At 69.5% G+C, this 11829-nt stretch carries 12 protein-coding genes and 5 pseudogenes; 9 read left to right on the forward strand and 8 right to left on the reverse strand.

Annotated elements, in window-relative coordinates; translation table 11 throughout:
• The first annotated feature begins 9 nt into the window (after positions 1 to 9).
• Positions 10 to 744, forward strand: coding sequence for a hypothetical protein (locus ABT186_RS22300; protein WP_351926409.1), 735 nt, complete (start codon positions 10 to 12; stop codon positions 742 to 744).
• 660 nt (positions 745 to 1404) lie between these two features.
• Here the strand turns inward: ABT186_RS22300 and ABT186_RS22305 are convergent.
• The 6 genes and pseudogenes from ABT186_RS22305 to ABT186_RS22330 all read right to left on the reverse strand — a co-directional run bounded on the left by ABT186_RS22305 (position 1405) and on the right by ABT186_RS22330 (position 6257).
• Positions 1405 to 2682, reverse strand: coding sequence for a vanadium-dependent haloperoxidase (locus ABT186_RS22305; RefSeq protein WP_351926411.1), 1278 nt, complete (start codon positions 2680 to 2682; stop codon positions 1405 to 1407).
• Positions 2683 to 3026: 344 nt separating this feature from the next.
• Positions 3027 to 3455 (reverse strand): integrase core domain-containing protein, encoded by a 429-nt coding sequence (locus ABT186_RS22310; protein WP_351224541.1) that lies wholly within the window; start codon positions 3453 to 3455, stop codon positions 3027 to 3029.
• A 241-nt stretch (positions 3456 to 3696) separates the two neighbouring features.
• A pseudogene (locus tag ABT186_RS22315) lies at positions 3697 to 4520 on the reverse strand (IS5 family transposase); the annotation flags it as partial.
• Positions 4439 to 4630, reverse strand: a pseudogene (locus ABT186_RS22320) (hypothetical protein); the annotation flags it as partial. The pseudogenes ABT186_RS22315 and ABT186_RS22320, both read right to left, overlap by 82 nt.
• Positions 4631 to 4953: 323 nt before the next feature.
• Positions 4954 to 5685: a Rieske (2Fe-2S) protein gene (locus ABT186_RS22325; RefSeq protein WP_351926413.1), complete on the reverse strand. Its 732-nt coding sequence runs from the start codon at positions 5683 to 5685 to the stop codon at positions 4954 to 4956.
• A complete protein-coding gene (locus tag ABT186_RS22330) occupies positions 5682 to 6257 on the reverse strand; it encodes an RNA polymerase sigma factor (protein WP_351926415.1) in 576 nt (191 codons plus the stop codon). Before ABT186_RS22330 ends, ABT186_RS22325 begins: the two co-directional genes overlap by 4 nt.
• A gap of 291 nt (positions 6258 to 6548) precedes the next feature.
• Between ABT186_RS22330 and ABT186_RS22335 the strand changes: the two genes are divergently transcribed.
• From ABT186_RS22335 to ABT186_RS22370, 8 genes and pseudogenes are all read left to right on the forward strand, one after another.
• Entirely contained in the window at positions 6549 to 7097 is a 549-nt protein-coding gene (locus ABT186_RS22335; protein WP_351926417.1) for a cupredoxin domain-containing protein, read from the forward strand.
• A complete protein-coding gene (locus tag ABT186_RS22340; protein WP_351926418.1) occupies positions 7094 to 8023 on the forward strand; it encodes a metallophosphoesterase family protein in 930 nt (309 codons plus the stop codon). Before ABT186_RS22335 ends, ABT186_RS22340 begins: the two co-directional genes overlap by 4 nt.
• Positions 8020 to 8499: a hypothetical protein gene (locus tag ABT186_RS22345; protein WP_351926420.1), complete on the forward strand. Its 480-nt coding sequence runs from the start codon at positions 8020 to 8022 to the stop codon at positions 8497 to 8499. Before ABT186_RS22340 ends, ABT186_RS22345 begins: the two co-directional genes overlap by 4 nt.
• 363 nt (positions 8500 to 8862) lie before the next feature.
• Positions 8863 to 9000: pseudogene (locus tag ABT186_RS22350) on the forward strand (NAD(P)-binding domain-containing protein); the annotation flags it as partial.
• Between the two features lie 16 nt (positions 9001 to 9016).
• On the forward strand, positions 9017 to 9484 hold the full coding sequence (locus tag ABT186_RS22355) for an NAD(P)-binding domain-containing protein (RefSeq protein ID WP_351926486.1): 468 nt from the start codon (positions 9017 to 9019) through the stop codon (positions 9482 to 9484).
• Positions 9369 to 9626 (forward strand): hypothetical protein, encoded by a 258-nt coding sequence (locus ABT186_RS22360; protein WP_351926422.1) that lies wholly within the window; start codon positions 9369 to 9371, stop codon positions 9624 to 9626. Before ABT186_RS22355 ends, ABT186_RS22360 begins: the two co-directional genes overlap by 116 nt.
• A 324-nt stretch (positions 9627 to 9950) precedes the next feature.
• Positions 9951 to 10271, forward strand: a pseudogene (locus ABT186_RS22365) (3-hydroxyacyl-CoA dehydrogenase family protein); the annotation flags it as partial.
• 148 nt (positions 10272 to 10419) lie between these two features.
• Positions 10420 to 10605, forward strand: coding sequence for a hypothetical protein (locus ABT186_RS22370; protein WP_351926488.1), 186 nt, complete (start codon positions 10420 to 10422; stop codon positions 10603 to 10605).
• Positions 10606 to 10627: 22 nt separating this feature from the next.
• Here the strand turns inward: ABT186_RS22370 and ABT186_RS22375 are convergent.
• Positions 10628 to 10997 (reverse strand): annotated as a pseudogene (locus ABT186_RS22375) (integrase); the annotation flags it as partial.
• Positions 10998 to 11129: 132 nt separating this feature from the next.
• On the reverse strand, positions 11130 to 11828 hold the full coding sequence (locus tag ABT186_RS22380; RefSeq protein ID WP_351926424.1) for a TetR/AcrR family transcriptional regulator: 699 nt from the start codon (positions 11826 to 11828) through the stop codon (positions 11130 to 11132).
• Position 11829 lies beyond the last annotated feature (1 nt).

Raw genomic sequence — 11829 nt, forward strand, 5'->3', positions numbered from 1 at the left:
CGGGATGCCTTGTCCTTGCCCGGGGTGTGGCGGGCCCGGCACAAAGCCACACACCACCGCACGGGCTACCACGACAGGACGACATGGCAGCGCAGGGCGATCATGCGGGTGCTCACCGGTTGCCACGATCTGGTGTCGGCCCAGGCACTGCACGCCCTGCTGCTTGCCGAAGCCCCCTCGCTCGGCCTGACCACCCTCTACCACGCTGCGCGAGCTGCAGGCGGACAGCGGTGTGGATGCCGTACGCCAACAGACGGGCCGGTGGGGCGCACCGGCTGCGTACCGCCGACCGGCACCGCAACCACAGCCGTGCCGCGGCTGCAGCACACCCCGCCCGCGGACACCGACATCGTCGAGAGGCGGGCCAGTCGCCACGCTTGCGACATCGGCTTCGCCGCCGAACACACCGTCGACCTCACTGGCGCTATCTGCGCCGCCCACCCCTCATTCCGGAACCAAGGAGTATCTCCCATGTACCTGGAACCGCGCCCAGGAATCGCCTGGCCGAGCCCGCACCTCCGCGAACTGAAGGATGCCGTACGCGCCCTGCTCGGCCTGGATGACGACACCGCCGTCATAATCCGCCAACTCACCTGCAGCGAACCCAGCCACCCACCGCTGGAAACCGTCGTCGCGGTGCTGCCCATGGACGGCGAGGCCCACCGCTGGACACTCCACCGCCCCACCGACCAGATCACCGAGAACGACCTGCGGGCCACCCTGCTCCACCACCGACCGAGCTGACCGGAACTTGACCTGACTGCCCCTGAATCCCGAGAACTGCGCGACAAGCGGCTTGCGGTCACCGCACTGACCGGCGTCCGCGGCCTGGCAAATATCACCCCTCAACCGCATGCTGACCAGGGCGTGTTCGGCGGGCCGAGGCCGGCGGAACCCGGCCCCACACCGCCCATCACCGAACACCGCCCGAGCTGCGGGCCGTTCTGCACCATTGGCACGCGCGTACCCGAGCTCAGGCCCTGGGGCATCAGCCACGGTGATCGACGCGCCGACACGCGGACGGCCCGGCGCCCCAGCGGCGGTCAGCGGATGATCGGTTGGGGGAGTGGGGGCGGGCGTTGGCGGTGCCCTGACGGGGGTTGAGGCGGCCTGGAGCGCGGTGCTGGCGTCGCCGCCAGTCCGTTTCGCCAGGCCGCTCGCCGAACCCGCCATGCGCTGTGCAGCACAACGGGCTCTACACAAGTCCCGTAACAGGGCCTGCCAGGGCCGGCAGTTATCTCATCCTGCTGTCGGCCATGGTGTTGGGACGACGGTCCCGCCCCGCGGTATCGGTAGCGCGTGGTGCGTACCTTTGCAGGGTCGAACAGCTCTCGCTCTTGGCCGCGTGGCCACGACCGTCCGCCGCAATAGCGGCGTCGGCTGGATGTCGCCCGGTGGGGTCGGTCAGAGGTGACGTGCCACGAAATCGGCCACCTGCGTGCCGAGTTGCTGGCCCGCCCGGTTGTCGATGGAGGTGTGCTGGCCGGACCAGATCCGGCTGAGCCACGCTTCGGTGGCGGCGTCCTGGAAGCCGGCAAAGGTTCGGGTGACTCCCTTCGACGTCACCGCGAGTTGATGCCGCGCCCCGTAGAACCCGGCGAGCGTCGTTGCGGCCGCCTGGCTCAGAGCGCCGTGAGCTCCGGGATAGGACGGATCCGGCGCGGTCGGCAGCAGGGGGGTCCAGTTGGGATCGCCGACGATGCGCGGGTTGTAGTGCGTGCCTCCGAGCCGGATGGCGGTCACGGGCCGCCATACGCGGTAGGCGTACTTGGCGTCGTACATCGTGATCGCGGTGTCGGCGAGGGACAGGTCGAGCCGGGCGAAGACCTTCACCGACTTCTCCAGGCTCGCGTTCTGGGAGGTGACAAGGTCCTGCGCGACCTGGTTCCAGACGTTCCAGACGGGCGCCGCCGCCCAGAACTTCCCGGCCGCGGTCTGATCGGGGGTACGGGTGGTACTGGTCTTGCTCCCCAGGCTCTTGACCTCGTTCAAGGCGGTGGCGTATGCGGCGCCGCTCACGGGCGGCGGCGCTGCCGGGCGGAACTGGCGTCCGCCGGCCAGCACGAAGGGCTTGACCGAGCCCCAGTCGGTGAACACCGGCGCCGTGAAGTCGGGAGGGGTGGGCCGGTAGTCACCAGCCTTGTCGCCGGGGCGGAACTCCGGCGGCTTGGCCGAGGACCCGTCGTTGGACCGCAGGCTGATCAGTCGGCGGGCGACCGCGGATCCCACCCCGATGCCCGCCTGCTTGCCCGGGCCGTTGGGAATCGCCGACAACTGGCTGCTCAGCAGCTGGTCCACGCCTGCGCGCTTGGCCGGGTACAGGGCGACCAGCACATCGTGTGCTGCCTGGTCCGCTGCGGCATCCGCACGAGCGCCTCGCGGCGCGGACACCGAGAACACGTAGGCGGGGCCGGCCCGGGTGATCGATACCACCGCGTCGTACTCGCCGGCCTGGAGAAGCGCGAAGCTGCGCGTGGGGTGGACAGTGGACGGCTGCGCCTTCGGATCGCTGAGGATAGTGATGAGCTCGCGGTTCCACTCCACGACCGACTTGCCCGACCCCGTGGTGGCGGTGTGTAGGGTCGGCGAGTGAGCGGCGGTGGACCCGAAGGCCGGGCTGGTGAGTCCGGCTGCCAGCGCGGTTCCGGTCAGTATGGCGAGTGTTTTCTGCTTTCCACCCATGCCCTGTGACTCCTTGTCGCTGGTGGCGGGCTGTGGCGACCGGTGGTCATACATGTCGCCCATTCGGGCCACTGCGGACCACACGTTCAGCGGACACCACGGATTGAGCGGGGAGTCCGCAGCGCCTGCTGCAAAGAAGTACTCCGGACACTGCTCCGGAGTAGGACGGGGATTGAGAAGCCCGTTTCCGTCTCACTGATTCCTGTGCTGGAGCCGGTCGCTGAAGAATCGCGACTGGACTCACCGGGATACCGGCTCATGAGGCGGCACGCGTCACCCACACCAACGTTTCGGAGGGCTGACCGGGCCGCATGGTCCTGCAACCCGGTCACCTCTTTACGTCATCAAGGTCGCTTGCCAGATACAGCCTGAAGGGACCCGATCCACGCCGCAACTCCGGCATTGTGGTCATCGGCCCGCGTCGGGTACGGCGGTAGCCGACGCGGACCCTGCCTGTAGGATTCCAAACGTTCAGCAAGCGTGCTGACCTGGGCGTTCGTCAACTGCGCTGATCTTGGCCAGGCGGTTTCGCCGTACTCGAGGATGAGTTCGCCGAGGACGTCATGGTGCTGGACCCGCTGGGCCGGGAAAGGGGTGACATCGGGCTCGTCTGCAGGAGCTCGAAGTTGCAGGGCCCGGTGGGGCCTGGCGGTGTTGTAGTGCTGGGCGTACTCGTCGAGGATGTGCCGCAGGTGCTGCTCGTGGTAGATGAGCAGGCGGTCGGTGCACTCGGCTCGTGTGATGCGTATGAACCTCTCCGCGTGGGCGTTCATGCGTGGCGTTTGCGGCGCGCTCTTCAAGATCTCGACGCCGTCGGCGGTGAAGACGGCATCGAGTTTCGCGGGCCAGGCACAGGATGAGAGCGGTGAGTTCCTCGGACATCGGCGGCCGGCCCATGCGCACAGTATTTCCTTCCACTTCCACCGCAGCAGTCGGCGGTGCCAGGACAGCAGGGTGCGGGGGGTGACCAGGCGGCGTCGGCGTAGCCCGCCAGGTAGGGCCCGTGTGAGGTCGTCATCGGTCGGCTTCTCGCAGGAGATCGTCGATCCAGATCATCGAGGCTCGGAGGTGGAGTCCTGCGTGGTAGCTCTCGGGTGTCTTGTCGCAGCAGGCGGCGATGCCTCGCCATGCCTTCAGTTTGTTGATCAGGCGCTCGACGGTGTTCCGCTCCTTGTAGCGCTCGGCGTCGTGGCCGACAGGTCGGCCGCCCTTCCTGCCCTTCCTTTTCCGGCTGGCGGCTTGGTCCTTCTTCTCCGGGATGACGGCCTTGATACAGCGTATGCGCAGGTAGGCGCGGTTGACGCGGGAGAAGTACGCCTCGTCTGCAGCGACCGCGCTGGGCCGGGTGCGGGGCCGGCCGACGGGCAGGCGCACACGCACCTTGGCGACGATGGGGACGAACTGCGGGCTGTCGCCGGCCTGTCCCGCCGTCAGGATGAGCGCCACTGGACGGCACCGGCGGTCGGCGGCGAGATGTACTTTGCCGGTCAGCCCGCCCCGGGATCTGCCGAGCAGGGCCTGCGTCAGGCGGAGCTTGCGCCGCAGCCGGACGCATCTACGCTCTTCCTGTCCGTTCTGTTCCCGCGGTCCGCCCCTTTTTGTCGGGCCTTCTCCTGATCACGCGCGGCCTCCTCTATGGCCTGCATGATCTCCTCGTCAACAAGCATCCCGGCGGCGTCGTGGTGGGCACGGACGGTTGTGGAGTCCACGCTGACCAGCGACAGGTCCGTCCTCCCTTCGCGAGCGGCCTCGGCGATCAAGTCCTCGAGCAGGGCCGTGAACACGTCGGCGTCCCGCCAGGCCCGGAACCGACCGAAGACCGTCGACCAAGGACCGAACACGGTGTGCAGAGAGTCCGGCGGACGGCGTTGCGGAGCCAGTGGTGGGCTCCGTCGGCTGTGGGCCGGGGGTGCAAGGCCATGCCGATGGTCAGTGGTGGCAGTGCCAGGTAGGCAAGGCGCAGCATCACGGGCGACCACTATGCCGCGGTCGCTGATCACGGCTGCGGGCGGGTGACCTGGGCGGATGAGTTGTCGGCAGGCGCAGGCCGGTGCACCCGCGCGTTCGGTGGCGTTGGCGGAGTGCTCGGACCCCGCGGGCCAAGACGTTTGGCTGCTCCGTTGGCGAAGGTGCACAGCTCGACCTCGGCACGCGAACACGAGCGCGCCGGGACGTCGTCGCCGAGCGGGTCGAGGGCGAACAACGGACTTGCCCTCGGTGGACTCGGGCAAATCGGTTGGCTCCCTCACAGAGCGGGACTCGTCAGGGACGTTACGCGGTCGACTTCGGGGAGTGGCTGGCAGCCGGAGCGTAGATCTGGATTGTGCCGTCGAGTTCGCGCACGGGGAGCCGCGGTAGTGCGGGCAGGGGCTCGCCGGATCGGTGCGGACGCGTCAGGTTCACGCCGGCGAGGCTGAAGGTCGCTCCGTGGCACGGGCAGGCGAGTTTGTCGTGTGCGCTGTCGAGGTCGAGCCGGCAGCCCTGATGGGTGCAGTTGCCCGAGACGGCGCGGACACGTCCGTCGGTGCGTCGGACGAATCCGGTGACCGTGCCCAGGTCGAAGGCGACGACGGCCCCCTCGGGAACCTCGGTGGTTTGGGCGACCGGCTGCCAACTGCCGGTGACGGGGACGAGTTCTGCGGGCGGGCCGGGCTGCTGTGCCTGCGCGCCCTCGTCGCGTCGTTGGAGGAACTGGTCTGCGGCCACGCCGGCCAGCGCGCCGGTGGCGGTGAGCGCGCCCGCAGCCAGGAGTCGACGGCGTGGCGGGGTGCGCCACGTCGGCTGCGGTGTGGGCGTGGCCGCCTGCGTCTGCTCGTGTTCGCGCAACTGGTTTCGCAGCCGGTCGACGAATGCGGGGCTGGGGCCCTGGGCGTCCGGTCCGGCGGCCGCCAGGTCGATGGCGGTGCGCACGAGGGCCAGTTCGTCCTCGGTGGCCGCGAACGGCTTGGGGCGGCGCCGGCCGAGCAGCCGTTCCACGTAGCGGTCTACTGCCTGCCGTCTCATGGCGCTTCCCCTTCCTTGTCGGCCTGGTTCTCCACGCGGGCGGCCGCGCGCAAGGCGCGGTGCTGGAGGACCTTTGCGTTCGCTACCGTGACCCCGAGTTCCGTTGCGGCCTGCCGGATGGTGTACCCGCGTAGGAATCTCAGGACGAGAATCTGCCGGTACCGTTCCGGTAGCGCGTCCAGTATGCGCTGGGCATGCGCGCCGGCACCGGCGTTGTCGGCCTCCCCGGCGCCGGGCGCTTGATCGGCGAGGTCGATGGCGTCGGGGTCGATCTCGGTGGCCTGGTGGCCGAGCGTGCGCCGCCAGTGCTCGGCGAGCACGGTACGCGCGGTCGCCGTCAGGTAGGCGCGTACCTGGCCGATCTCGGCGCCGGGGCGCAACGGCCCGAGCGCGGCCGTGAACACCTGCGAGGTCAGGTCTTCGGCGTCCGGACGGTTGCCGACCTTCGCGAACATCAACCGGTAGATCCGCCCCACGTTGTCGGCGTAGATCGCCTCCCAGTCGGGATACGCCGCCCACGGCAGTACCGAGGGGTGGGGCGCCAGCACCGCGGTGTCAGCCTGCCGGATCATGGCCGGGCCGACCCGTCTGAGCGCTGCGAACCTCCGGCGACCGGCCACGGCTCATGGTAGAGCGCGGCGCGCCTGATCTGTTCTCTCGGCATCGATTGACCCTCCGTCGTTTCTCCCCGCCTAGAGATACGGGCGGGGGTTACAGCCGTGCGCGGTGCCGGTGTAACCCCCGCCCGTATCCCCTTTGCGACGGCGGCGGGCCGCGGCAGAAGCGCCTGGCCCCGACACACGCCGAATCCAGTTCGAGGCCTTCATCCGCGCCCGTCCAGGGCTGATCAGAAAGCTGAACCAATGGACACGTCCTTGCCCAAGCGCCGGGTCGGCGCCGCGGCCGTGCTGCTCGCGGCGGCCGGGCTGACCCTGGCCGCATGCTCCAGTCCCGCGCACAGCACCGCGTCGGCCACGGCCACCGCCATCACGCCCGGCTCCGGCGAGTCGAGCCTGGCTGGGCTGCCCGGCGCCACCACAACGGGCGCCGCCGCGCAGCCGTCCACGGGTCCGTCCGCAGCCGGCTCCGCGCCGACGATGACGATGCCGATGCCGACGAGCGCGGGCGCGCAGACACCGGCCGGTGCACCGGTGGCCTCCGACAGCGTGGCGATCAAGAACTTCGCCTTCGCGCCCGCCTCCATCACGGTGAAAGTCGGCACCACGGTGACCTGGACCAACCAGGACACCGACGCGCACACCGTCACCAGCCAGAACAACGCCGGACCGCTGAACTCGCAGCCATTGAGCACCGGGCAGAGCTTCTCCTACACGTTCACCACCCCGGGGACCTACAGCTACCTGTGCACCATCCACCCGTTCATGACGGCCACCGTGACGGTGACCCGATGACCGCCCCCATGACCCGACGCCAGTTCGCACGGCACGCCGGCTGGTTCGGCGCCGCTGTAGTGCTGAGTGTCACCGGTGGAGAGGTTGTCAGCCACATCGCCGACACGCGTGACGGCATCGCCTCCGCGACGACCGGCGATGCCGGCACCCTGCGCTTCGTGCAGGTCTCCGACAGCCATATCGGCTTCACCGGGCCCGCCAACACGGACGTCACCGGCTCCTTCGCGCGCGCCATCGACCAGGTCAACTCCCTGGGATTCCGGCCGGACTTCGTCATGCACACCGGCGACCTGACTCACCTGTCCACCCCGGCGCAGTTCGACCAGGTCAAGCAGATGATGAGCGGACTGCGCACCGACCGCGTGTTCACGGTCCCGGGCGAGCACGACTCCGTGGACGACCACGGCCGCGCCTACCGGCAGACCTTCGCCCGCGGCACCGAAGGCGACGGCTGGTACAGCTTCGACACACACGGCGTGCACTTCATCGCGCTCGTCAACACCCTCAGCCTGGAAAAGCTCGGACACCTCGGCACCGATCAGATCGACTTTGTGCGCCGCGACGTCGCCGGGCTGTCCTCCGACACCCCGATCGTCGTGTTCAGCCACATCCCACTGTTCGCCATGTACCCGCAATGGGGGTGGTCCACCGACGACGCGCTGCAGGTCCTCAACCTCCTCAAGCGATTCTCCTCCGTCACCGCACTCAACGGGCACGTCCACCAGTTGTTCAGCCGAGTGGAAGGCAACGTCACCTTCCACTCGGCCACCACGACCGCTTACCCGCTGCCCAAGCCCGGCCAAGCCCCCGCGCCGACCCCGCAGGTGTTGCCGGCCCGGCAACTGCACACCGCCCTCGGCATCCGCACCGTCGATTACCGACAGGGCACCACCCCACTGGCGATCGCCGATCAGGAGCTGGCATGACCGACACCTCCACGTTCGCATCCAGGCGTACCCCCGGGTGGACCGGAGCGCGCCCGCCAGCGGCGGCGAGGCTGTTCACCGCGGTCGGCGGGGCCACGCTCGTCGCCAGCGGCGCCGTCCACGCCCAGCTCTACCTCGACGGCTACCGATACCTGCACGCTGTCGGCGTCCTGTTCCTGCTCCAAGCCGCGGCCTCCTTCGGCCTCGGAGCGCTGCTGCTGGCAGGAGCGCTCCTGCCACCGCCCGCGCTCATCCACCTTGCTGCCGCGGGCACGGCCCTCGGCGCGCTCGCCGGCTTCGCCGCCTCACGCACCATAGGCGTCTTCGGATTCATCGAACACGGCCTGCAACCCGCGCCGCAGGCGCTCGTCAGCGTCGTCACCGAATGCGCCACCGTGCTGGCGCTGCTCGCAGCCGGATACCTCACCGTCCGGCACCAACAGGCACCCGTGGCCCGTCCACCGAGCGCGCGCTGAAGACAATCGACGCCACGTCTGTTGCCCGCCTGTCGGCGGAGTCCGGACGCCTCGCTGCACTATGACCCCACCGCCCCACCGACCGACGTCACGAGATCACAGCACCGATGCTGCTGGTGCCCACGCAGAGGCGACGGGGGCGGCGCGCTCCCGCGCCTGACCATCTCGCGCCAAGTCCCTCCTTGACCGGCTCGGAGACAACAGCAGCCGGTTCTTGATGAACGGAACCGGCTGTCGGCCGAACAAGCGATCCAAATCCACCGGCGGGGAACCCGGACGGTGGCCGGGTAGCCATCGCAACCGGGCCACCCCCGCGCAGTCGCGTGCTCACAGGCCTAGGGCAACGGACAAGGAAGACTGGAGATGACCACAGCAATCGTCGGCGTCGGCAACATCGGATCCGCGCTCGCCCGGCACCTGGTGGCCGGGGGCGAGAGCGTCGTCCTGGCAGGGAAGGGCGCCTCGCGCGTGGAGGAGCTCGCGGACGAGCTCGGGCCGCTCGCCCAGGCGGCCTCTGGTGCAGGATGCGATCGCGGGCGCGGACACGGTCGTGTTCGCGATCTGGCTGGACGCCATGAGGGAGCTGATCCCGCAGGTCGCACCCCTGCTGGACGGCAAGGTCGTGATCGACCCGTCGAACCCGATCGCGTTCGACGAGAGGGGCCAGGTCGTGCTGTCGCTGCCCGAGGGGCAGTCGGCCGGGTCGGTGGCCGCCGCCCTACTGCCCAAGAACGCCCACTACGTCAAGGCGTTCGGCACCCTCGCCGCAGCGGGCGGCGCTCTTCTACGTAACCGACGACGAAACCGGCGCGACCACCGCCGAGCGGCTGATCCGCGCGGCCGGGTTCGACCCCGTCAAGGCCGGCAGCGTGGCCGACGCCGGACCAATCGAGGCGCCCGGCGGCGACCTGCACCAGTTCGGCTTCAATGGCGAGGTCGTCGCCCTCGACCAGGCGTGCACCGCTGTAACGCCCACCACCAGTGAGCTCGCGCGCGAAGGCGGCACGCCCGGAGGCGGCAGCGGGCAGCCGGGCGCGAGCGCGGAGCCGTTCGAGCGGAAGATGGGCCAGCCGACCTCGGTGACCCAGTCGTGCTCGCCGCCCACGTCGAGGGGGCCGCGCAGGTAGAACTCGCGCAGCGGGCCGTGGACGCCGATTTCGCGGCGTGCAGCGTAGGTGCCCAGGTCTCCGTAGGCGCTCCAGCACCGTGATCTGGTGGCGCAGGGCGAGGATCTCGACGACCTTGTCCCGATCGCTCATCGGCAGCAGGCGCAGCATCGCGAACGTGTTCGCCACACCGAAGTAGGCAGGGTCGCCTGCCCCGTCGGCTCACCGTGACCCTCGCGCGTACATGCCGTCGCCGCCGAACAGCGGGAGGCTCATCGCACGGAAGCGGAGGTCGAACGGGCGCTCGCGGAAAACGGCCCGGAGCGCCTGGAGATCAAGCACCGGATGTGGGCCACCATCGAGGAGAACGCTCCTGCCCATGCGCTCTTCGCCACCTCGACCTCGGGTCTTCCGGCCAGCGAGATCGCCACGGTCCTCAAGCAGCCCGAGCGCCTGATCGTCGGCCACCCCTTCAACCCGCCGCACCTGGTGCCTCTTGTCGAGATCGTTCCGGGCAGGCTCACCTCGGAGGAGACCGTTGAGCAGGCGCGCGCCTTCTACAGCGCCCTGGGCAAGAAGCCCCAGGTCCTGCACAAGGAAGTTCCGGGTTTCGTCGCGAACCGCCTGCAGGCGGCCTTCTTCCGCGAGTGCGTCCATCTGGTGGCCGAGGGAGTGGTGACCGAGCGGGAACTCGACGAACTCGTCACTTTCTTCGATCGGCCCGCGTTGGGCGGTTGCCGGGCCCTTTCAGAGTTTCCATCTCGGCGGCGGTTCCGGCGGATTTGCTCACTTCCTCTCGCATCTCGCTCCCGCGATGGAACAGAGTTGGAAGTTCCTGGGAAGCCCGACCTTCGACGAGGCCACCGTCAAACTCCTGAGCGAGCAGGCCGAGGCCTACCTCGGCGACCGACCCATCGAGGAACTCGCAACTCAGCGGGACCAGGCGCAGATCGCCCTCATGCGTGCGCTGGGTGAGCTTCCGCCCGCTCCCACCCGGTGAGGAACGATGACCTGCACCGCCTCGGGTTCTCGCTGGCGAGCCTGAGCACCACAGCGCGGACGGAGCGCACGGTGCGTGGTCGACCGGGACGCTTGGGGCGTGAGGCCTTGGCGTGGCGGCGGCGCAGCAAGTCGCGGTGCCGGCGCAGCAGCGTGTCGGGGGAGACGATCAACTGGAGTCGACCAAGTCGTGCTCGGGGGGGCGGTGCCGGAGCCGGCGAGCAGCGCGCGGTCGGGCCAGGTGAGGTTGGGCTTGTGGATCTGCCGCTGCAGCACGGCCAGTTGGTGGCGCAGTGCCAGGATCTCAGCGTCCTGGTCTCGGTCGCCCATCGGCAGGAGTCGTATCAAGGTGAACACGCTCGTCAGGGCCAGGTAAGGCAGTCGCAGCAGCACCGGAACATCCGGGCGTCGCCCGGAGCCAGTGGGTAATCACCGAGCGAGGCCCCCCATCGTCACCCCTGACCGGCAGGGACTCACGACAGTGCTCACGCGCGTTCTGACCAGCACGGGTGAGGTTACTGGCACCTACAGGGCCGGCGGTCGGTCCAGGCTGCTCAGCAGCGTTCGGCCTTCCTCCCGGGCGGCGGCCACCGCCGGCTCTCCTAGCCCGCACAGGCGCAGGCACGACGACGCGATGGCCTCGGTGTCCGCCGCATCCGGCTCACGGGACCGCCGTATCTGGATGACGACCTCCACCAGCTGGATCAGCAGTTCACCGAGCCGCTCGGCCGGCAGGCCGCGCGCGACGTCCTCGCTCGCCGCCAGGGCGCCCAGCGTGCCGTAGCTCGACTGCAGACGGCCCCGCTCGGCCCGGAAGGCGTCGAACCGCTCGGCCCGCACTTCCGGCAGCAGATAGAGCGTGCCGATGTTGTACGGAGTGCGGGAGAGGGTGCGTACGTCCATCGCGGCAACGGCGTACAGCGCGGCGGCCGGATTCGCCCGCTCGGGCACCAGCGCCCGGATCCGGTCCACCATCTGCAGACTGGGCCGCACGGACGTCGCCAGCAGCTCGGCGAGGATCTCCTCCTTGGTGGCGAAGTGGTAGTAGAGCGAGGCCTGCCTGATGCCGACCCGCTCGGCGATCATGCGGGTGCTGGTGCTGGTGATCCCATGGTCGACGAAGAGCGCCCCGGCGGCGTCGAGGATCTCTTCCCGGGCGGAGGTGCCGGGGTCGGACGGCGGCGTGTGCCGGGGCCTGCCTTGACGGGGACGCGTCGTCGTCATG

The sequence above is a fragment of the Streptomyces sp. NPDC001634 genome (assembly GCF_040298185.1).
Lineage (GTDB): Bacteria > Actinomycetota > Actinomycetes > Streptomycetales > Streptomycetaceae > Streptomyces.